The sequence below is a fragment of the Kitasatospora sp. NPDC127116 genome (genome assembly GCF_042677365.1).
Classification (GTDB): domain Bacteria; phylum Actinomycetota; class Actinomycetes; order Streptomycetales; family Streptomycetaceae; genus Kitasatospora; species Kitasatospora lactacystinica.
The window spans coordinates 1-21,675 of sequence record NZ_JBHXTL010000073.1; the positions used below are offsets into that span (position 1 = coordinate 1).

A 21,675-nucleotide genomic window follows, 5' to 3' on the forward strand; every position below is an offset into this window, starting at 1 on the left:
CCGCTCGACGGGCACTTGAGGAATCCGGCCACCGCCGCCGGGCGCAACTAGGGTGCGACGCGTCCACCCCACCATCCCGCTGACTCGAACGCCCTTCCGCACGAACGAGGTTGCCGTCCCCGCGGCAACGAGTCCCCGCCTTCACACGTCACCGGCTCCACGAGTCCCCGACCCCCGCACGAGAGGAGAACCGCCATGCACCTCAGGGTCCTCGGCCCCCTCACCGCCGACCTCAACGGCATCTCCGTCGTCCCCACCGCCGCCAAGCAACGCCAGATCCTCGCCCTCCTGGCGCTCTACCCGAACCGGATCCTGCCGACGGCCACCCTGATCGAGGAGATTTGGGGCGACGACCCTCCCAGACAGGCGCTCACCACCATGCAGACGTACATCCTGCAACTGCGCCGCCGGATCACCCAGGCCCTCGGGCCGACCCCGCACACCACCGCCAAGGACATCCTCACCACCCGGCACGGCGGCTACCAGCTCACCACCCACCCGGACAACCTGGACGTCCACACCTACAACCTGCTGACCACCCAGGGCCAGCACGCCTTCAACCACGGCCAGGACCACCAGGCCGCCACCCACTTCCGCCAGGCCCTCGCCCTCTGGCACGGACCCGCCCTGGTCGACGTCCGGCCCGGCCCGATCCTCGCCATCGAGATCATGCGGCTGGAGGAGAGCCGGCTGGTCACCCTGGAACGCCGCATCGACACCGACCTGCGGCTCGGCCGGCACAACGAGCTGATCCCCGAGCTCACCCACCTCACCCACCAGCACCCGCACCACGAGGGCCTGCACGCCCAGGCCATGGTCGCGCTCTACCGGGCCGGCCGGCAGACCAGCGCCCTGACCACCTACCACCACCTGCGGCACCGGCTGACCAGCGAACTCGGCATCCAGCCCTCCCCGCACCTCCAGCACCTCCAGCACGCGATCCTCACCCTGGACCCCACCCTCAACACACCCACCACGGCCCACCCGACCACCTACAACCTGTACTCGGCCTGAGCCCCGTCCGGACGGCCGTCCCCACAGACCTCTCCCAGCCCTCACCCACAGGACGCGTCATGACCACCGCACCCGAGAAACCCCTCGCCCTGATCACCGGCGGTACCCGCGGCATCGGCCTCGCCATCGCCCGCGAACTCGGCAGCCGCGGCCACCGTGTCTTCATCTGCGCCCGCACCGCCAAGGACATCGACCAGGCCCTCGCCACCCTGCGCGACGAGGGCCACCAGGCCCACGGCCTCACCTGCGACGTCCGCGACCCCACCCAGGTCGGCGAACTGATCCGGCACGCGGTGGCCGAGCACGGCCCGATCAGCGTCCTGGTCAACAACGCCGGCCGCACCGGCGGCGGCCCGACCGCCACCACCACCGACGACCTCTGGTACGACGTCATCGACACCAACCTGAACGCCGTCTTCCTGGTCACCCGGGAGACCCTCCGGCACGGCCACATCACCACCACCACGCACCCGCGGATCATCAACATCGCGTCCACCGCCGGGAAGCAGGCCGTCACCCTGGGCGCCCCGTACACCGCGAGCAAGCACGCCGTGATCGGCTTCACCCGGGCGCTGGCCAAGGAGCTGGCACCGACCGGCACCACCGTCAACGCCATCTGCCCGGGCTACGTCCAGACCCCGCACACCGCCAGGATCCACCACGAGTACGCGACCGCCTACAACACCACCCCCGAGACCATCCACCAGCACTTCACGACGCACATCCCGCTCGGCCGCTACACCACGCCCGAGGAGGTCGCCTCGCTGGCCGGCTACCTCACCAGCCCCACCGCGGCCAGCATCACCGCCCAGGCGCTGAACGTCTGCGGCGGGCTCGCCACCCAGTAACCCCCGGCGCGATCCTGGCCGGCCCACGGGAAGGATGAGGGCTCCGGTGCCCGCTGATCAGCCATGACGAACCGTCAGTTCTCCAGCGCACCCGTCACCTTGCGGGTGACCGGCGCCCCAGCGCCCTGCCTGCCCGTCGGCCGTCCGCCCGGGCCGCTGGACGCGGGGGCGGTGCGCGCCGCGCTGGCCGGAACCGCCGCCCGGCCCCGGCAGACCGCCCAACGGCGCGGCCGGGCACCGGAGTTCGTCCTGGTCCAGCTGCACCGGACGTACCCGGCGCAGGCCCTGCGCGCCGCACTGCGGACCGTCGCCGCCGAGGACTCCGCCGGGCCCGCGACGGAACTGCTGTGGCAGCGGACGGTGGACGGCCCGGAGGCGCTCGACCAGCTGCTCGCCGACCTCGGGCGCAGCCTGGCCGCCGGTCCCCGGCTGCGGGCGGTGCTGGTCGAGGACGCCGGCCACGGCAGTGCCCCGGGCGGCGGCCGGCGGCTGTTCGTCGGCATCGCGTCCGGCCCGCCCGCACGCGCCGCCGGGGTGCTGGAGGAACTGCGCGAGGCGCTGGCGCACCCGCCGGAGCCGGTCACCGTACCGACCAGCGCGCTCCAGCGGGAGCTGCTGCGCCAGGTCATCGACGCGGCCGAGCCCGCCGGGCGGCACGTCGAGCAGCTGTCCTGGCACTGGCACGGGCCACTGGACACCGAACGCTTCACCGCGGCCTGGCAGTCCGTCTTCGACCACGAGACGGTGCTGCGCGCCGCCTTCGACTGGGACGAGGACGGCACCGACGACCCCTGGATGGTGCTGCACGAGCACGCCGCCCCCGAGGTGACCCGGCACCGGCACGACGCCACCGACTGGAAGGACCTGCTCGCCGCGGACCGCCGGCGCGGCTTCGACCTGCGCCGCCCCGCCCTGCTGCGCGCCACCCTCGTCGACGACCCGCCGCACGCCGAGGACGGCCCCGCCACCAGGGTGCTGCTCACCTATCACCACGCGATGCTGGACGGCTGGAGCGTGCGGCTGCTGCTCCAGTCCTTCTACCGCGCCTACCTGACCGGCGGCGTCCTGCCCGGCGGCGAGCGCCGCCCCGACCTGCGCGACCACGCCCGCTGGCTGGCCGGCCGCGGCACCGACGCCGCACGGCAGTTCTGGTCCACCCGGCCGCCCGCCACCCCCGTCCTGCCGCTCGCCCCCGATCCGCACCGGCGCGGCAGCGGCCGGGCCCGGCGCCGCCTCACCCCGTACGAGGCGGTCCGGCTGCGCGGCTGGGCGGCCGCCTGGGGCGCGGGCGAGAGCAGCGCGCTCCAGGCGGCCTGGGCGCTGCTGCTGTACCGCGCCGAGCAGAGCGACCGGCCCCGCCGCCCGGCCCGGGCGGTACGGGTCGGCTTCGCGGTGACGGTCTCCGGCCGGGGCATCCCGCTGGACGGCATCGACCGGCTGCCCGGCGCCCTGCGCAACCCGCTGCCGATCTCCGTCCGGGTGCAGCCGGGCACCACCGTGCCGCAGCTGCTCGCGGCGCTGCGCGACGGGGTGCTCGACCTCGCGGCCTACGAGTGGGTCGCACCCGGCCAGGCCCACCGCTGGACACCCGGCGCGCGCGGGCAGCGGCCGAACTCCCTGGTCGTGCTGGAGCACCGGCCCGCCACGGCGCACCACCTGCGGCTGGAGACCGACCTGGCCGCGCACGGCATCCACGTGGAGAGCCCCGTCCCGGCCGGCACCCTCACCTCCTACCCGATCACGCTCGCCGCCCACTACGACGCCACCGGCGGGCTGGTCCTCACCACCACCCACGACCGCGCCCTGCTCGCCGACCGGGACGCCGCCGAGCTGCTCGACCAGAGCACCCACCTGCTGCGCTCATTCCCGGACCTGCCGAGCGGGCTGGGCACCACCGAGGTCCTGCGGACCACCCTGGCCGGCCGGCCGGCGCCCCGGCTGGGCGAGCCCGCGGACACCGGCTCCCCGGGCGGGGATCCGGCCGCCCCGGCGGTTCGGCTGGACATGCTGCGCCGGGCCGCCCGCCCGGGCGCGGGCTGGGTCCTGCTGCTGCCCCCGACCGGCGCCCCGCACACCCGCTACCCCGGCGCCGCCCGCGGCTGGCCGGGCCCGCAGGCCCTCGGCGTGCTGCGCCCCGCCGGGGGCGACCCGCCCGCGGCCGCGTACCGCCCGGTGCTCGGGCCGCTGCTGGAGTCCCGCGCGCCGATCGCCCTGGTCGCCCCGCCGGGGCTCGGGGTCACCGCGTGCGAGATCGCCCGGCTGGGAGCGCCGGCGCACCACCCGCCGCTGGTGGTGCTGCTCGACCGGGGCGGCGACCTGGCCGCGGTGGCGGGCCTGCTGGGCGAGCTGCCGCGACGTCGCTAGAGCCGCCGCGACGTCGCTGGAGCCGCCGCGCTGCGGCCCGGGGCCGGCCGCGGCTAGGGTGACGACCGTGGCCCGCTTCGTCCTGATCCGCTGTACGCCGCTGCCGCCCACCGAGTGCTGGGAGCGGCTGACGGCCTGGTCCCGGCACGGGGATCGGGTGCCGTTCACCCGGGTCTCCGTGGTGCGCGGCACCGGCCGGGCGGCGGGCGACGTCGTCCTGGCCCGGACGGCCCTGGGACCGCTGCGCTTCGACGACCCGATGGAGCTCACCGGGCTGGTCGCCCCCGGCCCGGGGCGGGACGGGCGGTGCCTGCTGGTCAAACGCGGCCGGCCGGTGCGGGGCTGGGCCGAGCTGCGGGTCCGGGCGGTGGGCGGCGGCAGTGCGGCGGTCTGGACGGAGGAGCTGGCGGTCGCCGGCGTGCCGCGACTGCTCGATCCCGTCCTCGCCCGGACGGGGCGCCTGGTCTTCGGCCGGGTGCTGGACGGCCTGCTCGGCGCGTAGGCGGCCGGGCCGGAACGGGCACCCGCCGGGTCGTCGGGTGCCTCTGCTTCCCGGCCCGTCGGGGCCGCGGCGGTGTCAGCGGGTGATGATGTCGAGGCCGGCGCGCACCCCGACGGTCGGGGAGATGTCACCGGCGAGGTAGAGGGTGTGGCCGTCGGGGCCGAGGCTCAGGGTGGCGGTCAGTCCCACGCTCGGCGGGTAGGCGGCCTCGGCGGGGACGAGGGCACCGGCCTCGGTGTCGTAGGAGAGGATCACGCTGGAGTAGTACGGGCCGGGTGGGAATGGTGTGCCCGGGCCCATGATGCCGGAGCTCTGGCTGACCACGTAAAGGCGGCGCCCGTCCGGGCTGATCACGGGGGCCCGCAGGGATCCGTGCCCCGGCGCGAAGTGGAAGCCCGAGGTGACCGTGTCGGTCGCGGTGTCGACGATGTAGTCGGAATCGGAGCCGCCGATGCCGTACAGCGTGCTGCCGTCGGGGCTGAGGACCGCGCTGCCGCCGGCCCCGTGGCCCTCGGTGAAGGTTCGGACGGTGGTGAGCGAGGTGGGGGGTGGGGGTGGCGGCCAGGTGGACCAGGCCGGCCGCGGTGGTGACGTAGGCGTCCTGGCCGTTGGGGCGCAGGACGATCGAGCCGACACCGAAGTCGGCGAGGTCGAGCGAGGCGGTGAACGCCCGGGCGGCGGTGGAGTAGGCGAGGACGCGGCCCGCCCGGGCGCCGTAGCGCTGCTGCGGCCCGCGCTGGGCTAGGTAGACGCCGGCGCCGTCGGGGGCGACCACGAGGGAGCCGACCGTGCCGGGCACGTACCCGTCGGGGCGCGGCTGGTCCGGGATCGGGACGTCGGCGACGACGGTGTCGTCGGCGGTGTCGACGGTGACCAGGCGGGAGGTTCCGACGGCCGCGTACAGCCGGGTGCCGTCCGGGCTGACGGCCAGCGAGCCGACGTAGGTCCACGGGGTCGTGGACAGGGTGAGTCGGGTGGTGATCGCACCGGTCGCGGTGTCGACGACCTTGAGGACCGTCGTGCGGCCGCTGTCGTTGTCGATGACCCCGACATAGGCCTTGGCACCGTCGGGGGTGACGGCGGCGACCGGGGCCGACCACCCCACGGTGACGGTGCGGGCGGTCCCGGCGGTCACGGCGCTGCCCGCGGCCCCGGCGGTCGCCGGCTGCGCCGCGGCGGCCCCGGGCACGAGCGCCAGCAGCAGCCCCGCGCCGGCCGCCGCGCCCAGCCAACGGGCCCTTCTCATGAGCGATTTCACGAGTTCCTCCCCTTGTGCGCACGATGCGTTCGCATCGGCGGCCGCCAGCGTACGAGGTGGCCGGAGCGCGCCGGGGCGGCCTCGGGGGAGCTGGGCGACAAACGCCGACCCGCAGTAGACGCCGCGTCGAACGTTCCTACGGCACATGACAGGGCGCAGCACGCGCAGGCCCCTACGCCGGGACCGGCGCGGTTCGCGGCTGCGCCGCGGGCGCCCGGCGTCGCCCTCTCCCCCGCTCGGCGTCGGCGGTGCGAGACTCCCCGCTCGGCGTCGGCGGTGCGAGAATCCCCGTCCGGAACGGTCGGCTCGTCGGCGGGGCGGCCGTTCCGTCCGGCCCCTTGCGGGGGCGAAGCGGCCTGCCCCGCCGACGGTGTCACGGACGGGCGGTCAGACGGCCTGGAGGTAGAAGAGGTCCGGCTTGCCGTCCTGGACCACCTGGCGGATCTCGTCGCTGTGGTCCGAGGCGGCGACCCACTTGCCGGAGTGCTGGGCCTGCAGCGCGATCAGGTTGGTGCCCGCCACCTTCGCCACCCGGAACGACTGGTTCGCGGGGATGTCGTCGCCGCAGCCGACCGTGAGGATCCAGGTGCCGCTCTCCGTACCCCACCGGTCGACGGCCATGCACCAGCCGCGCCAGGCGTCCTGGAAGTACACCAGATCGCTGCCGTCGGAGGTGTGCTTGCGACAGACGCGCCACTTCTGGTTCGACTCGTTGCCCCAGAAGTACTGGATGATCGAGCCGTGGTTCCCGGAGGAGAGCGCGACGGTCAGCGGCCGGCTGTTGCCGGCGGTGTTGATGCGGTAGAGCCCGGGATCGCAGGAGTAGCTGCTCGCCGGATCGCCGGTGAGGGCGCCCGCCGACGCGGGGGCGGCCAGGGCCACGGGGGCGGCGGTGAACAGCAGGGCGCCGGCGGCGGCCACCGTGCCGAGGACGTTCAGCGGGCGGCGGGCGCGGGAGCGCTGACGGTGCGGGTGGGGCATCGTGGACTCGCTTTCGCAGTGGGCGGGCCGGACGGGTTCGGTGGTTCTGGTCATCAGCAGACGAGCCGCGCGCGGGCGGCCGCGCGCAGGGAACCGGGGGTCTCCGGGTGGGCACAGGAGACGGTGCCCAGCTCCGGGACGTCGAAGGTGGTGAAGGAGCCCGGGCCGTTCGGGCTGGTGTTGATCCAGTAGCCGGTACTGCCGGCGCGGGCACAGACGTAGCGCACCCACTGACCGGTGACCTTCCGGGTGCCGCGGTAGAGGCCGTAGTAGCCGGGGCTGTTGAAGTTCACGGTCTCGCTGATGGTGGTGGTGCGGGTGGTCGACTGGGAGTCGGACACCGAGAATCCGACCTTGACGCTCACCTTGGCGAAGATCGCCTTGAATTCGGTGCCGATCTCGACGCTGGAGTTGACCGTGGTGCTCACCGAGGTGACCTCGCTGAGGGTCTTGGTGTAGCTGCCCGTGGTGCCCGGGACGATCGCGACCGCGAGGAAGTCGGTGATGGTCGGCTCGACCCGGGCCGAGACGATGTCGTCCCAGTAGACGTCACGGGCCGGGTCGCAGGTGATGGTCGGCGGTACGGGATCGGCGTGCGCGGGCGCGGCGCCGAGGCCGAGTCCGGTCACCGCGACGAGCGCGGCGACCCCCGAGGTGACGACGGTGCGCCTGGTGCGCCTGGTGCGCGAACTCATGAGCATGCTCCTCCGGTGGAAGGGGTGCGCTGCGAGACGCCATGTACATGACGTGAACCTCGTGAAGGAAATCTTCACGGTCGCGGCGGGCCCCCTCCATCCCAGATTTCTGGGGGGCGCGTGGCGGGGCGCACTCGACCGGGGCGCGGGTCAGAGCCCCTCGCCGAGCATGATCCGAGCGATCAGCTCCTGGCGGCTGCCCACGCCGGTCTTGGTGAAGACCGACTTCAGGTGGTCCTGCACCGTGTACGGCGTCATCGCGAGCAGCCGGGACACGTCCCGGGTGTCGCCGCCGCGCACCAGCAGCAGTGCCACCTCCTGCTCACGGGCGGTCAGCCCGAACGCGGCCAGGTGGAGAGGTATCACCTCGGCCGGCGAGGCGAGCGAGGCCACCACCGTCACCGCGTCCTCCGCCCCGCCACCGCGCAGTGCGGCCCCGTGCAGCAGGTACCACCGCTCGTCCCTGGTCCGCACCCGCACCGGGAGCTGCGGTACGGCCAGCCCGTGCGCCGTCCGGCGGGCATGCTCGGCGGCCATCGCCACGCTGGTCGGGACGGTGAGGGAGCTCGGAGTGGGGTCGGCCAGCCGGGCGAGCAGTTCCTCGGCCGGCCCGGACAGGGCCTGCAGCCGGTTGCGGCGGTCGAGCACCAGCACGGCCGGCCCGGGATCCGCCTCCACCGGCGCCCCGGCCGGCACGTGGCACGCCCTCAGCGCATGGCCCAGGTGCCGGGCGGCGATGTCGGCGAGCTCGCGGTGTCGCTCCAGGTAGGGGCCGCGGTCCGGGGCCCGCAGGAAGGCCGCGCACCCCCACATGCCGCCCGCCGCGTCGAACACCGCCCGCAGCTCGTCCCCGAACCCGGCGGGCGCGACCTGCTCCCGGAACCGCACGCTCTCCTCGATCCGCCCCCGGGTCGCCCGGCTCAGCGTCTCGGCGTGCACCCCGCTGCGCCGGATCTTGGGAAAGGTCGCGACGTCGTCCGCCCACACTTCGAGGCGTACGGCGTGCTCGAACTCGTCGAGGGCGAGGTCCTCGCTCTGCACCGAGTTCACCAGCCCGGTGGCGGGGTCCGCGGTGTGCCAGCACACCGCGTCGAACTCCAGCACCGGGCGCAGCAGTTCATCCGCCCGCCGGAAGACCTCCGAAGCCGTCAGCCCCGCCCCCGCGAGCTCCCTCATCCCCTCGATCGCCGACCGTGCCGCCACCCCACGAGCCCTGCATCGCCCCATGCCGGGAAGCTAGCATGCCGTTCGCACTCGTACCCACGCGTCCGGGCACGCCCGCCTCCCGCGCACGGGGGTCCGGGTCCGCACAGGATGTCATATCGTCAGAAATGCTCATGGATCATCTGCTTCGCTCTCCGCGCCGCACTCGGGCGGAGGTCCGGCGCCAGTCCAGGTACTGCTGGCGGACGTATGCGCGCGCGTCGTCGCCGTCGGCGGTGACGCCGTCGTGCTCGGTCAGGTGCCCGGCCGCGATCCATGCCCCCACCACCTGCCCCATGTCCTCGTCACCGTCCGCCAGCGCCAGGCGGTCGGCCCGGGCGGCGGTGCGCAGCAGGTACTCGCGCCGCTTGCGGGGCGGGCTCTTGGCGGTGCTGCGGCGGGCGGCCAGGTCCTTCTCCTCCTCCTCGACGCCCGGGGCGTCCGCGTAGGCCTGGGCCGCCGTGGGCACCGGACCGGCCGGCACGGTGCGCACCGGCCGGGACGGCAGCGGCGGCAGCCCGCGGACGTGGAGCACCTCGTTCGCGAACTCCGGCCGGTCGACGGGGAGTCCGCGCCGGCCGAACACGGCGAACAGCTCGGCGAGGGCGCGCGGTTCGGTGCCGCGCGGCAGGTCGTCCCCGGTGACGCCGATCCGGCCGAGCTGCGGGCCCCAGAACCGGCCCGGCGGGTCCGCGAGGCGCAGCCGGAGGGTGACGTGGTGGCCGCTGGTCTCGACCTCCTCCCCGAACTCCATGACCAGGCCGCGGATCTCCGACCAGGGGTAGCGGCGCGGAACCAGCAGCCGGACCAGGGTGAGGCCCTGCTCGTCCTCCCGCAGCCAGCAGGTGTGCGGCACCGCGACGGCCACCGCGACGGCGATCAGCGCCCCGATCAGGGTGGCCTCGCCCGGGCCGGTGGCACCGGATCCGACCAGCGCGGGCATCGCCACCACGGCCAGCACGAGGCCGATCCCGATGTTGCCTCCCCACTGCCGCATGAACGCCAGCCGTACCGTCCGCATCCCGCCCCCTGCTGTCCCCGGTGTGTGGCTCCACGCTCCCGGGAGCCGCCGGGCCCGGGCAAGCGTCGGCGGAGAGCTGTGACGGCCCCGTGACGAAGCCTCGGCGCCGCGCTTCGACGGCCGGCTACCGCCCGCGCAGCCGCCGGACGAGGTTGCGGGCGGCCTCCGGCCAGCTCGGGTGGTCGAAGGCGAAGCCGGCGTCGAGCAGGCGGGTCGGGACGACGCGCCTGCTCTTCAGCAGCAGCTCGGTGTCGGAGCGCAGCGCGAAGGCGCCCAGCTCGGCCATCCAGCGGGTGGCGGGCAGGGCCAGCGGCATGCCCCAGGCGGCCCGCAGCTCGCGCATGAACTCGCGCTGGGGCAGCGGGTTCGGGGCGGCGAGGTTGACCGGGCCGGTGAGGTCCTCGCGGGCGATCAGGAACTCGACGGCGCGGGCGAAGTCCCGCTCGTGGATCCAGGAGACGTACTGGGCGCCGCCCGCGACGGGGCCGCCGGCGCCGAGCCGGGCCAGCCAGGAGAGCGCGTCGAGGGAGCCGCCGCGTTCGGGGCCGAGGACGGCGGCGGTGCGCAGCGCGACCCGGCGGGTGTGCGGGGTGTCCGCCTCCGCCTGGGTGCGCTCCCAGGCCCGGGCGACGTCGATGCTGTGCCGCCAGGCGGGCGGGGCGTCGGGCTCGCTGCCGCCGATCAGGCCGTCCCGCTCGTCGTTGGGGGCGTCGTGGCGGTGGGCGTAGACGGTGGCGGTGCTCATCTGGAGCCAGGACGCGGGCGGGCGGCGGGCGGCCGCGACGGCCTCGCCGACGACCCGGGTCGACCGCACCCGGGAGTCCATCATCTCCTGCCGGTTCGTCTCCGTGTAGCGGCAGTTGATGCTGCTCCCGGCGAGGTTGAGCACGACGTCGGCGCCGTCGATCTCCGCCGCCCAGGCGCCGAGGGTCCGTCCGTCCCAGCCGACCTGCCGGGGCCCGGCGGGCCTGCGGCTCAGTACGACGACCTCGTGTCCGGCGGAGGTCAGGCTCCGGTCGAGCAGCGCCCCGAGCGCGCCCGATCCGCCGGGAATGACGACCTTCATGGGCTCCCCCTCGTGCCTCGGTTCCTCGGAACCAGCCTAGCCCACCCTTCTGAACGCGTTCAATTCCACTGCTCGATCCGTTGCCGCTCGATCCGTACTCGGACCCGCCGCCGACCCGCCGACCCCGGGCGACCGACCCGCCGCCCGACCCGCCGACCCTGGGCGGCCCCGGGCGACCCCGGGCGACCCCGGGCGACCCCGGGCGACTGAAACCGTGCTGAAACCGCGTTGAAGGCGGACCCCGGAAAGCTCCTGGCCATCGGAAAGCCCGCCACGAGGCGGCAGAGCGCTGAAGGAGCACCCGGCATGACCACCACCCCCGTCCGGCTCACCCCCGAGGACATCGAGAACCCCGCCGGCGCCTACGCCCGCTTCCGCGGACAGCGCGAACTGCCCCGGGTCGTCCTGCCCGGCCTGGACACCCCGGTCCGGCTGGTCACCCGCTACGCCGACGTCAAGGCCGCCCTCACCGAACCGCGGCTGGTCCGGGACCGCACGGGCATCGCCACCCCGGCCGGCGCAGAATCCGACCCGCAGGACGAACTGATGGCCGCCGCCTTCGACGGCTTCCCGGCCGAGTACGCCAAGTACCTCTCCGGCCACCTCGCGCTGTTCGACGGCGAGGAGCACGCCCGCCGCCGCGCGCCGCTGACCCGCGCCTTCACCGCCCGCCGGATCGCCGCCCTGCGCGGCTTCGTCGAGCGCACCGCCGACGAGCTGCTGGCCGACCTCGCCGCCCGGGACGAACCGGCCGACCTCCTGGGCGAGTTCGCCTACCCGCTGACCACCCACCTGGTCTGCGAGCTGGTCGGCGTCGAGGAGGCCGACCGGCCCCGGGTCTGCGACTGGATCCGCGACTTCGCGTACGGCGACGGCAGCCGGATGATCGAAGGCCTGGTCGGCATCGTCGACCACGTCAGGGAACTGGTCGCCCGCCGCCGCTCCGAGCGCACCGAGGACCTCGTCTCCGCCCTGGTGCACGACACCCGCGAGGGCGAGCAGCCGCTGGACGAGGACGACCTGATCTCGATCGTCGTCCTGCTGATCAACACCGGCATCACCCCGCCCGCCCTGTTCCTCGCCCACGGCCTGCTCGCCCTGTTCGACCACCCCGACCAGCTGGCCCGGCTGCGCGCCGAGCCGAAGCTGCTGGAGCGGGCCGTCCCCGAACTGCTGCGCCACATCACCCTGGTCCGGATCGGCGCGACCCTGTACGCGGCCGAGGACTTCGAGTTCGCCGGGACGGCGCTGCGCGCCGGCGACCCGGTCACCGTCGCCCTGCTGGCCGCCGACCACGACCCGCAGGAGTACGGCGAGGCGCCCGAACGCCTCGACATCACCCGGGAGTTCGGACGCGGTGACGGCCACCTGGCGTTCGGCCACGGCGCGCACTACTGCCTGGGCGCGGCCCTCGGCCGGCTGGTCACCTCGGTGGTGCTGGAGCAGGTGGTGATCCGGCGGCCGGAGGCGGCGCTGGGAGTCGCCCGGGACGAGCTGGAGTTCGGCCACTGGCCGGCCGACGGCTTCCACCTGCTGCGGCTGCCGGTGCGGCTCTGAGCGGCTGCCGTCGCGGCGGGCCGGGTCTCAGGCGTCCGGACCGCACGGTCGGACGCCCGCCAGTCGGCGGGCCTCGGCCGCCAGGGCGGTGCGGTCCGCCGCCCCGTACTCGGCGATCGCCCGACGGCACTCCCCCGGGTCGGCCCGCTCGGCCTCGGCCCGGGCCTCCGCCGAGCCCATGGTCGGCCGGAAGTTGCGCAGGCAGCGGAACCGCTCGGCCAGCACGACCAGCCGCACGCCCGCCCTGGTCCGCTCGGGATCGCCGTCGCGGGCGCCCCGGTCCAGCGCCGCCAGGCCGAGTGCCAGCAGCAGCGCCCCGGCGAGCGGGCCCTCCACCAGGGCGGCCGGCCGGTCGAGCAGTTCGGCGAGCCGCTCCGGGAGTCCGGCGGCCAGGGCGGCCACCCGGTCCGGCTCGCCGTGCCGGGCGTGCGCGGCCACGCAGGCCGCCACCAGCTCCAGCGCCCAGGACGGGTCGGGGAGGGGCACCGCGGGCGGCTCCGCACCGCGGGCGAGCAGTTCCGTAGGCAGTTCCGCGGCACACGCGAGCAGTTCCGCGGACGGCTCCGCGGCACACGCGAGCAGTTCCGCGGACGGCTCCGCGGCACACGCGAGCAGTTCCGCGGGCGGCTCCGCGGCACGCGCGGCCATGGCGGCGGACCGCCGCCACAGCGCCAGCCCGGTCCGCACCTCGCCCCGGGCGAGGGCGATCTCCGCCCGGGCGCCCAGCTCGGGGGTGAGCAGGTCGACGGCATCGGCCGGCCGGTGCCGCACCGCCAGCTCCAGCCAGTGTTCGGCACCGTCCGGGTCCCCGGCCTGCAGACTGCCGATCACCATGCCCCAGCGCAGGCCCAGCATGTCGCTCCAGTCGCCGAGCCGGTCCAGCTCGGCCATCGCCGCACGCAGCAGCGGCAGCGCCTCGGCGCCGCGCTCGCCCTGAAGGTGCAGTTCGCCGAGGCGGGCGAGCGCGAGCACCCGCAGCCAGGGCACCGGCAGCGCCTCGACGGCCGCCAGCGTCCGCCGCGCCGAGGCGGTCGCCCGCTCCGTCTCCTGGGCGCGCTCCCACCGGTAGCCGGCCACCGCCTCGGCCACACCGGCGAGCAGCGGTTCCGGGGCGGCGCACAGGACTGCCAGCGCGCCGCCGTCCGGGCGGCCGTCCAGAGCGCTGTCCGGACCGTCCGGCGTGGAGCCCAGCACCTCGGGGACGGCCGCCATCACGGTGGCGATCGCCCGGACCGGGGTGTCCGGCGCGGCCGGGGGCAGCCGGCGCAGGGTGGCGAGCAGGCGCAGCGCGCCGGTGCCGGTGCCGAGCCCGCCGCCCGCGGCCAGCAGGGTGTTGACGGTGCTCAGCGCGGTGAGGGTGCGCACCGGCTCCAGCAGTTCGGGCCCGGGGCGCAGCCGGGAGACCGGGCCGCCGGTGTCCTCGGCGAGGGCGAGCAGCCGGACGTAGTTGCCCTCGGCGGTCCACAGCCCGGCGAGGACGGCGGCGGTGGCGGCGACCGTCGGCCCGTCCCCGGCGGCGAGGGCCAGGCGCAGCGCGCGGACCAGGTTGTCCTGTTCGGCCCGGACCAGCCGCCACTGCGGCACGGCCGCCGGGCCGAACGGGCCGTCGTGGTGGGCGATGCCGAACTCCCGTGCCCAGGTGAGGAATCCGGCGGTGACGGTCTCGTCCTCCGCCGCCTTCGTCCGCTCGGCCGCGCCGAACTCGCGGACCGTCTCCAGCATCCGGAACCGTCCGCCGCTCGGGGTGTCGGCCAGGCGCAGCAGGGACTGGTCGACCAGGTCCTCCAGGACGGCCAGGACGTCGGCACCGGTGCTGCCGGCGGCGCCGAGCAGCCGCTCCGCCGCCTCGGCGGTGAAACCCCCGGGGAAGACGGACAGCGCGCGCAGGGCGGCCCGGCCCGGCGGGTCCAGCAGGTTCCAGCTCCAGTCGACCACGGCCTGCAGGGTGCGGTGGCGCTGCGGCGCGTCGCGCGGTCCGCCGCGCAGCAGGGCGAAGCGGTCGGCCAGCCGGTCGGCGATCCCGGTCACCGTCAGCACCCGCACCCGGGCCGCGGCCAGCTCCAGCGCCAGCGGCAGCCCGTCCAGCCGGGCGCACAGCCCGGCGACCGGACCGGCGGGCAGCTCGACGTCGGGCCGGGCCGCGCGGGCCCGCTGGGCGAACAGCTCGACGGCGGCCGCCCGGTCCAGCTCGGGGAGCAGGTACAGCGATTCGGCGGAGATCCCGAGCGGCGTGCGGCTGGTGGTGAGCACCCGCAGGTCGGGGCGGGCGGCGACCAGCGCCCGCACCAGGTCGGCGACGCCGCGCACCACCTGCTCGCAGTTGTCCAGCACCAGCAGCACCGGCCCGGGGCCCAGGGCGCCGGCGATCCCCGCCCGGTCCCCCGTGCCGAGCGCGGCCGCGACCGCCCCGGCCACGTCCTGGTCGGCGGCCACTGCGGCGAGCGGCACCAGGTGCACCACCCGCTGCGCCGCCGCGCGTGCCACGGCGGCGGCCAGCCGGGTCTTGCCGAGCCCGCCGGGGCCGACCACCGACACCACCCGGGCGGCGCCCAGCAGTTCCGCCACCGCGGCGAGGTCGGCCTCCCGGCCCACCAGGGCGTTCGGCTCGTGCGGCACCCCGTGCCGCACCGGCGCCGCCTCGCCGCGCAGCAACTCCTGGTGCAGTTGCCGCAGTTCGGGGCCGGGGTCGGCGCCCAGGGTGTCCCGCAGGCCGCGGCGATAGCGGTCGTACCGGCCGAGCGCGGCCGCCGCCCCGGCCGTCCGGGCCTCGCTGCGCAGCAGTTCCAGCAGCACCTCCTCGTCCCTCGGCTGCCCGGCGGCCTCCCCGGCGAGCGCCTCGACGGCCTCCGGGTGCCGCCCGGTGCGCGCCAGCGCGAGCGCCCGGCCACGCCGCAACGCCCGGCGGGTACGGTCCCGTTCGACGCGCAGCGCGGACGCCGGGTCCGTCCCGTCGGGGTCGGCGGGCCCGCTCTCGCCTTCCCAGAGCTCCAGCCCCGTCTCGGCCTCGGCGAGCGCCCCGGCGTGGTCCCCGGCCCGCGCCTTCTCGGCGCAGGCGGCGGCGTGCAACAGTACGGCGGAGGCGTCCACCCGCTCCTCCCCGAGCCCCAGCCGGTACCCGGTCGGCGTGCTGACGATCAGGTCCGCCCCGAACTTCGCCCGCGCCCGCGACACCAGCACCTGCAGCGCCTTCTCCGGCCGCTCGGGCCCGTCCTCCGGCCACAGCCCGTCCAGCAGGCTCCCCCGGCCGCACCCGCCCCGCACCTCCCGCGCCAACAGCGCGAGCAGCCCCCGCAATCCGGGGGCGGTGACCTCCTCGCCCCGGCAGGAGACGGTGGACAGTATCCGCAGTTCGATCGTCACCGCGTCAGGCTAGCGATCACCCACGGGCCGGCGTCGCCGGGCCCCGTGACCATCCGCCCGCGCACCGGTCCTGATCCCCGGTCGGCGGACGTGGGCCTTGTGCCGCGGCACTCCGGTGCCTAGGGTCTCGATGTATCGGTTCGATACATCGCACCGATACATCGTGCCGTCCGGGTCGGGTCGACCCCGGTCGGCCGCAGCGCGCTGTGCCCCCACCCGGCACAGACCGCCGATCCGAAGGAGCTTCGATGACGGGGACCGACCGCACCACCGGGCACCACCAGGACGCCGAACCGGGCCACCTGCGCACCGGGCAGCCGTCCGCACAGGACGAACGGCGGCTGCACAGCTCGTCGTTCGGAAGGGCGGCGGTCGCCTACGCCGAGCACCGCCCGGACTACGCGCGGGCCGCCGTGCGCTGGGCCCTCGAAACCGCGCCGGGCCCGCGGGTGCTCGACCTCGGCGCCGGGACGGGCAAGCTCACCGCCACGCTGGTCGCGCTCGGCCACGACGTCGTGGCGGTCGAACCCGACCCGGCGATGCTGGCCGAGCTGCGCGGCACGCTGCCGGACGTGCGCGCGCTGGCGGGCAGCGCCGAGGCGATCCCGCTGGCGGACGGCTCCGTCGACGCGGTGGTGTCCGGCAACGCCATGCACTGGTTCGACATGGACGTCGCGGGCCCGGAGATCGCCCGGGTCCTCGCGCCCGCCGGCGTGCTGGCCGGACTGTGGAACGTCTTCGACGACGGAGTCGACTGGGTGGCCGGCCTCGCCCGCGTCACCGGCCCCGCCGCCATCGGTCCGCGCGACGTGCCCGCCGGCTGGCGCACCGAGACGGCGCGGATGCACCTGCCCAGGTCCGGCGGGGGCGCGTGGTTCGACTCGCCGGAGCAGGCGGAGTTCCCGCACGGGCAGCAGCGGACCGCGGAGTCCCTCGCCGCCACCCTCGCGACGAAGGCGGGCGTCCTGGTCATGCCGGAGCAGGAGCGGAAGGCCCTGCTGGACGCCACCCACGCCTATCTCGCCGACCGCCCGGAGACCGGCTCCGGCGAGTTCACCCTCCCGATGCTGACCAGTGTGCTGCGCGTCCGCCGGATGTGAGCCCCGCCGCCGCGCCCGTCCGACGACCGGCGGCCCCCGCTCCCCGGTGATCCGGGAGCGGGGGCCGCCGAAGGGGCCGTCAGCTGTCAGCTGTCAGCTGTCAGCCCGGAACGCCCCGTGGACGCGCAGGTTGCCGTTGATCGCCACCTTGTCGTCGGCAGTGTGCAGGATCCAGGCGTCCCCGGTCCGGACCGACAGGTGCCCGTTGGCGTTCACCTTCCCGACGAACATCGACTCCCCACCGACCCGCAGGCCGCCGTTGATCGAGATCCGGCCGTCGTCGGTGTGCAGGACCCAGGCACCCCCGTTGCGGACCGACAGGTGCCCGTTGGCGTTCACCTTCTTCTCGAACTCCGACTCCCCGTGGACGACCAGCCGCGGCGGGCCGTCCAGCGTCTCCAGCACGTTGTCGACGGTCAGCCCGCCGTGCAGGGTGAGTCGCTCCTTGACCTGGGCCCGCTGGGTGACCAGGTCGTTCAGGTCCGCCTTGTCGGCGGCGACGGTTCCCCACTGGTTGCTTCCGGCGCCCTGGTACACGTTGAGGCCGGCGGGCGGGAACTCGATCCACCCGTCGCTCGCCGAACGCCCCTGCACCCACTTCGTGTTGACACCGTTCAGATCCGCCTTGTCAGCGGCCACCGTCCCCCACTCCTGCTGTCCGTCCTTGCGCACGTTCACGCCGGACTGCGGGAAGTCGATCCACCCCTTGCCGGAGTCGCGGTCCCCCACCCACGTGGTGTTGATGCCGTTCACGCTGATCTTCTCGGCCGTGACCGTTCCCAGGTCGTTGCCGGCGCCGTGGCCGACCTTGATCCCGTCCGACGGGAACTGGATCCACCCGGCACTGCCGTCCCTGCCCCGCACCCACGCGGCGGTCACGGTGTCGACGTCCGCCGTGGCGGCGGAGACCGTCCCGGGCGCGTTGGAGTCGTTCCGCACCTGCGCACCCTGCGCGGTGAGGACGACCCGGCCCCGGTCCGTCGTCCCCTCCACCCACGGGGTGTGCACCCCGTCGGTCGCCGTCACGCCCTCGAACTCGGGGCTGCGCAGATGGACGGTGGTGGTCAGGACGTAGCCCGGCTGCTGCCGGCTCGGCGAGGTGGCGATCAGGGTGTAGGTGGCGTCCCGCTTCGGCTCCTGGCCCGGCTTCGGCGACCACTGCCAGCCGGCCGCCGTCCCGGTCCTCGGCGGGACCGGTTCCGGGGGGCCGTCCGGGCCCTGGATCTGGTACGTGAGGTCGTCGGGGCCGCTCCACTGCAGGACGACGTCCTTGCCCGCGGCCACCAGGGACGCCCTGGGCCGGAAGTTGCGCGGCACCTTGGGTTCCCGCTTGAGTAGGCTCAGGGTCACGGGGTTCGTCTTCACCCAGGGGCCGTTCGCGGCCCGCTCCGCCACCCGCAGCAGGACCAGGCCCGCCTTGGCGGAGACCGGGAAGCCCTCCAGCACCAGGACCAGCGAGCCGCTTCCCTTGAACACGGAGCGGCCGGGGTCCCGGGCGGCCACCCTGAGGAGACCCGTCGTGGGGTCCCAGCCGACCGTCGGCTCGTCCGCCGGGTCCGTCGCGCTGTTCTGCGCGATCCGCACGGCGACCGCCTTCGGATCCGGCGTCAGGTCGCCGTCCTTCTCCCCGAAGGGCACGCGCACCTCGGTGGAGAACCAGAGCGCGTCGTCGGTGATCGGATTGGAGACGACGAGGTAAACGGCTCCCCGCGATTCCTCACCCGCCTCCGACACCTGGAGCGGAGCCGGGTCGGTGAGGATTTCGTAGTTCAGATATGCCACCGCTGAAAACCCCCTGCTTCTGCTGTGCGGGCGCTCGCCCCCCACGGGCACGGCCCCTGTACCAGCACTGTCCTGCCGGACAGAAAGCGGGGAAGCCCGATTCACCGCATGCGGCGAGAACCGGACCCGCACTGGCCGAAAGCGGGATCGCCCGATTTCCGGCCTCTCGGTTTCCCGGTTTCCCACGCGGCACTTCAGACCCGGAGAATGCGCAATCACCCGGCGGCATCAGCGGTTGTCACCGATTGTCGGCCGTTCGATCCCACTGGTCGGCCCGCAGCAGCGGGGATTCACCCTGCCGGAATTCCGTGGAGGCGCAGCCGGCCCGGGTGTCCGGGCGCGAGGACCGCTCCGGTGAGGACGACGAACCGGGCTCCGTCCATCCTCGCCGTTCGGGGCGTCCCGGGTTTGGGCACGGCATTGACCTTTCCGGTTCACGAGGGCGCCGTCTCCACCGGCCGCGCGGCAGCCGGCACCGCCGCGGTGCCGGTGCCGTCCGGGGCCTCGAAGCGCACGGTGGGTTCGAAGTTGGCGCGGCGGGCCGCGCGGCGGAAGACGGTCAGGACGGCGGGCCCGACGACGAGGACGGCGGTGAAGGTGGTGACGGCGCGGCCGGTGTCCCAGCCGAGCGAGGTCGCGAGGTCGAACAGCAGGTAGCGGTGCCACTGTTCGGTGAAGGGCAGACCCGGCAGGTAGGCGATGGAGCTGTTGGGGTCGGTCGAGAACGGCCAGAAGGAGAGGTTGAGCAGGAAGCCGAACAGGTAGCCGGAGAACGCGCCGTAGGCGGCCAGCATCGGCACCTCCACGCGGCGCCGCCGGGCTTTCGGCAGCAGACCGGCGAGCATGCCGACGAAGGCGCAGCCGAACATCTGGTAGGGCATCCAGGGGCCGACGCCGCCGGTGAGCAGGGCGGAGGCGAACAGCGAGGTGCAGCCGAGGGTGAAGCCGAAGCCTGGGCCGAAGACCCGCCCTGCCAGGACGAGGATGAAGAAGACCGTCTCCACCCCGGCGGTGCCGGCGCCGAGCGGACGGAGTCCGGCGTTCACGGCCGACAGGACGCCGAGCATGGCCAGGGCCTTGGCGTCGATGCCTCCGGCGGAGATCTCGGCGATGACGACGGCGAGCACCAGGACCAGCAGGGCACCGAAGATCAGCGGTGGGGCGTAGTTGGAGCCGAACTTCCCTGGGGCGACGAGGAACGGCCAGGTGAAGGCCACGAGGCCGATGAAGGCGGCCAGGGCGACGACGATGCGGGCCCGGCCGGGGATCCGCAGGGCGGTCATCGGGCCGCCTCTGCCGGTTCGAGGGCCTCGGCGACCTGCCGGCCGGTCAGGTAGGGCAGCGGGGCGAGGATCTTGGCGGTCTGCGGGGCGAAGGTCGGTGAGGCGACGATCACTTCGGCGGTGGGACCGTCGGCGACGACCTCCCCCTCGGCCATCACGACCACGCGGTCGGCCGCGGAGGCGACGAACTCGACGTCGTGGGTCGACACCACGACGGCGCGCCCCTCGGTGGCGAGGGCGTCCACGATGCCGGTGAGCGCCTCCTTCGCCTGGTAGTCCAGGCCCCGGGTGGGCTCGTCCAGCAGCACCACCGTCGGTGCGGCGGACAGTTGGATCGCCAGCACCAGGGCCAGCTTCTGGCCCTCGGAGAGGTCCCGGGGGTGGGTGTCGTCCGGGATCCCGGGGGCGAGGCGGTCGAGGATCCGCCGTGCGGTCGGCCCGCCCCCGCGGTCGGCTTCGAGGTCGCTCTGGGCGAGTTCCTGGGCGACCGTTTCCAGGTAGAGCAGGTCGGTGGGGGTCTGCGGGACGAGTCCGACCAGCTGCCGGGCCCGGGCCGCGGGCAGGCGCTTGGGGTCCTCGGCCTTCCCGCCCTCCGTGCCGGTGACCTCCACGCTGCCGCGCTGGCGGGGCCCGGAGCCCTGCAGGGCCCACAGCAGCGAGGACTTGCCGGAGCCGTTGCGGCCCATCAGCGCGGTGACCTCGCCCGCGCGCAGCGCCAGGTCGACGTCCCGGACGGCGGCCACCGGACCGTAGCGGACGACCACCCCCCGGGCGTCCAGCACCCGTTCCCCCGCCACCGCTGCCCGGCGCGGCGGAGGAACGGGCACGTCCGTGAGCCGCTCGCGCAGGGACACGGCGGCGCGGCGGGCGTCCCGGACGGACAGCGGCAACGGCTGCCAGCCCGCGAGCCGGCCGAGGTCGACCACGGGCGGCGCGATCGCGGTGTCCCGGAAGACCTCCGCCGGCGGCCCGTGCACGACCGTCCCGTCACCGGGCAGGTAGGCGACCCGGTCGGCGTACTGGACCACCCGCTCCAGCCGGTGCTCGGCCAACAGGACGGTCACGCCGAGGTCGTGCACCAGCCGGGTGATCGCGGCCAGCACCTCCTCGGCGGCCGTCGGGTCCAGGGCGGAGGTCGGCTCGTCCAGCACCAGCACCCGGGGGTGTGCGGTGAGGACGGAGCCGATGGCGACACGCTGCTGCTGCCCGCCGGAGAGCTCGTGCAGGGCGCGGTGGCGCAGCTCGGCCAGGCCGAGCAGGTCGAGGGTCTCCTCGACGCGCTTGCGCATGACCTCCGGCGGGATCGCCAACTGCTCCATGACGTAGGCCAGTTCCTCCTCCACCGTGTCGGTGGTGAAGCCGGCCAGTGGATCCTGCCCGACCACGCCGACCACGTCGGCGAGTTCACGTGGCGGGTGGTGGGCGGTGTCGCGGCCGTCCACGGTTACGCGCCCGCGCAGGGTGCCGCCGGTGAAGTGCGGCACGAGGCCGTTGACGGCGCCGAGCAGAGTGGACTTGCCGGCGCCGGTGCGGCCGACCACCAGGCAGAGCTCGCCCTCCGGGATGTGGAGGTCGACGTCGCGCAGGACGGGCGTCGTCGCGCCGTCGTACACCACGCCGACCTGGTCGAATCGGATCACG

General features: G+C 75.0%; 16 protein-coding genes. 6 read left to right on the top strand and 10 right to left on the bottom strand.

Going from position 1 to position 21,675, the window contains the following annotated elements; all coding sequences use genetic code 11:
- Nucleotides 1-195: 195 nt before the first annotated feature.
- The 4 genes from ACFVHV_RS26590 (at nt 196) to ACFVHV_RS26605 (ending at nt 4,728) form a co-directional block, all read left to right on the top strand.
- Nucleotides 196-1,014: a BTAD domain-containing putative transcriptional regulator gene (locus tag ACFVHV_RS26590; protein WP_380354029.1), complete on the top strand. Its 819-nt coding sequence runs from the start codon at nt 196-198 to the stop codon at nt 1,012-1,014.
- A 59-nt stretch (nt 1,015-1,073) separates the two neighbouring features.
- Entirely contained in the window at nt 1,074-1,862 is a 789-nt protein-coding gene (fabG, locus tag ACFVHV_RS26595; RefSeq protein ID WP_359913699.1) for a 3-oxoacyl-ACP reductase FabG, read from the top strand.
- A 63-nt stretch (nt 1,863-1,925) separates the two neighbouring features.
- Complete coding sequence (locus ACFVHV_RS26600; protein WP_380354032.1) at nt 1,926-4,226, top strand: condensation domain-containing protein; 2,301 nt, start codon at nt 1,926-1,928, stop codon at nt 4,224-4,226.
- A gap of 67 nt (nt 4,227-4,293) precedes the next feature.
- The gene (locus ACFVHV_RS26605) at nt 4,294-4,728 is read left to right on the top strand and encodes an SRPBCC family protein (RefSeq protein ID WP_380354034.1); all 435 of its coding nucleotides are present in this window, start codon (nt 4,294-4,296) and stop codon (nt 4,726-4,728) included.
- A gap of 75 nt (nt 4,729-4,803) precedes the next feature.
- Here the strand turns inward: ACFVHV_RS26605 and ACFVHV_RS26610 are convergent, their stop codons facing one another.
- The 6 genes from ACFVHV_RS26610 to ACFVHV_RS26635 form a co-directional block, all read right to left on the bottom strand.
- Entirely contained in the window at nt 4,804-5,364 is a 561-nt protein-coding gene (locus ACFVHV_RS26610) for a hypothetical protein (protein ID WP_380354036.1), read from the bottom strand.
- A 1,009-nt stretch (nt 5,365-6,373) separates the two neighbouring features.
- Nucleotides 6,374-7,021, bottom strand: a complete 648-nt coding sequence (locus ACFVHV_RS26615) for an RICIN domain-containing protein (RefSeq protein WP_380354039.1) — start codon at nt 7,019-7,021, stop codon at nt 6,374-6,376.
- The gene (locus ACFVHV_RS26620; RefSeq protein WP_380354041.1) at nt 7,021-7,662 is read right to left on the bottom strand and encodes a hypothetical protein; all 642 of its coding nucleotides are present in this window, start codon (nt 7,660-7,662) and stop codon (nt 7,021-7,023) included. The genes ACFVHV_RS26615 and ACFVHV_RS26620 overlap by 1 nt, the downstream gene beginning before the upstream one ends.
- A gap of 150 nt (nt 7,663-7,812) precedes the next feature.
- Nucleotides 7,813-8,838: a LuxR C-terminal-related transcriptional regulator gene (locus ACFVHV_RS26625; protein WP_380354045.1), complete on the bottom strand. Its 1,026-nt coding sequence runs from the start codon at nt 8,836-8,838 to the stop codon at nt 7,813-7,815.
- A 166-nt stretch (nt 8,839-9,004) separates the two neighbouring features.
- A complete protein-coding gene (locus ACFVHV_RS26630) occupies nt 9,005-9,886 on the bottom strand; it encodes a hypothetical protein (protein WP_380354048.1) in 882 nt (293 codons plus the stop codon).
- Between the two features lie 124 nt (nt 9,887-10,010).
- Nucleotides 10,011-10,952: a TIGR01777 family oxidoreductase gene (locus tag ACFVHV_RS26635; RefSeq protein ID WP_380354051.1), complete on the bottom strand. Its 942-nt coding sequence runs from the start codon at nt 10,950-10,952 to the stop codon at nt 10,011-10,013.
- Nucleotides 10,953-11,258: 306 nt separating this feature from the next.
- On the opposite strand from ACFVHV_RS26635, the gene ACFVHV_RS26640 reads away from it, so the two are divergent.
- Nucleotides 11,259-12,509, top strand: coding sequence for a cytochrome P450 (locus ACFVHV_RS26640; protein ID WP_380354054.1), 1,251 nt, complete (start codon nt 11,259-11,261; stop codon nt 12,507-12,509).
- 27 nt (nt 12,510-12,536) lie between these two features.
- On the opposite strand, the gene ACFVHV_RS26645 is transcribed toward ACFVHV_RS26640, so the two are convergent.
- Entirely contained in the window at nt 12,537-15,869 is a 3,333-nt protein-coding gene (locus ACFVHV_RS26645) for an ATP-binding protein (protein WP_380354057.1), read from the bottom strand.
- 248 nt (nt 15,870-16,117) lie between these two features.
- On the opposite strand from ACFVHV_RS26645, the gene ACFVHV_RS26650 reads away from it, so the two are divergent.
- Entirely contained in the window at nt 16,118-16,969 is an 852-nt protein-coding gene (locus tag ACFVHV_RS26650) for a class I SAM-dependent methyltransferase (protein WP_380354060.1), read from the top strand.
- A gap of 93 nt (nt 16,970-17,062) precedes the next feature.
- Here ACFVHV_RS26650 and ACFVHV_RS26655 read toward each other — a convergent pair whose 3' ends face one another.
- From ACFVHV_RS26655 to ACFVHV_RS26665, 3 genes are all read right to left on the bottom strand, one after another.
- Nucleotides 17,063-18,751 carry a hypothetical protein gene (locus tag ACFVHV_RS26655; protein WP_380354063.1) on the bottom strand — a complete coding sequence of 563 codons (1,689 nt, stop codon included), beginning with the start codon at nt 18,749-18,751 and terminating at the stop codon, nt 17,063-17,065.
- 434 nt (nt 18,752-19,185) lie between these two features.
- On the bottom strand, nt 19,186-20,034 hold the full coding sequence (locus ACFVHV_RS26660; RefSeq protein WP_380354065.1) for an ECF transporter S component: 849 nt from the start codon (nt 20,032-20,034) through the stop codon (nt 19,186-19,188).
- Nucleotides 20,031-21,674 carry an ABC transporter ATP-binding protein gene (locus ACFVHV_RS26665; protein ID WP_380354068.1) on the bottom strand — a complete coding sequence of 548 codons (1,644 nt, stop codon included), beginning with the start codon at nt 21,672-21,674 and terminating at the stop codon, nt 20,031-20,033. The genes ACFVHV_RS26660 and ACFVHV_RS26665 overlap by 4 nt, the downstream gene beginning before the upstream one ends.
- Nucleotide 21,675: the final 1 nt, after the last annotated feature.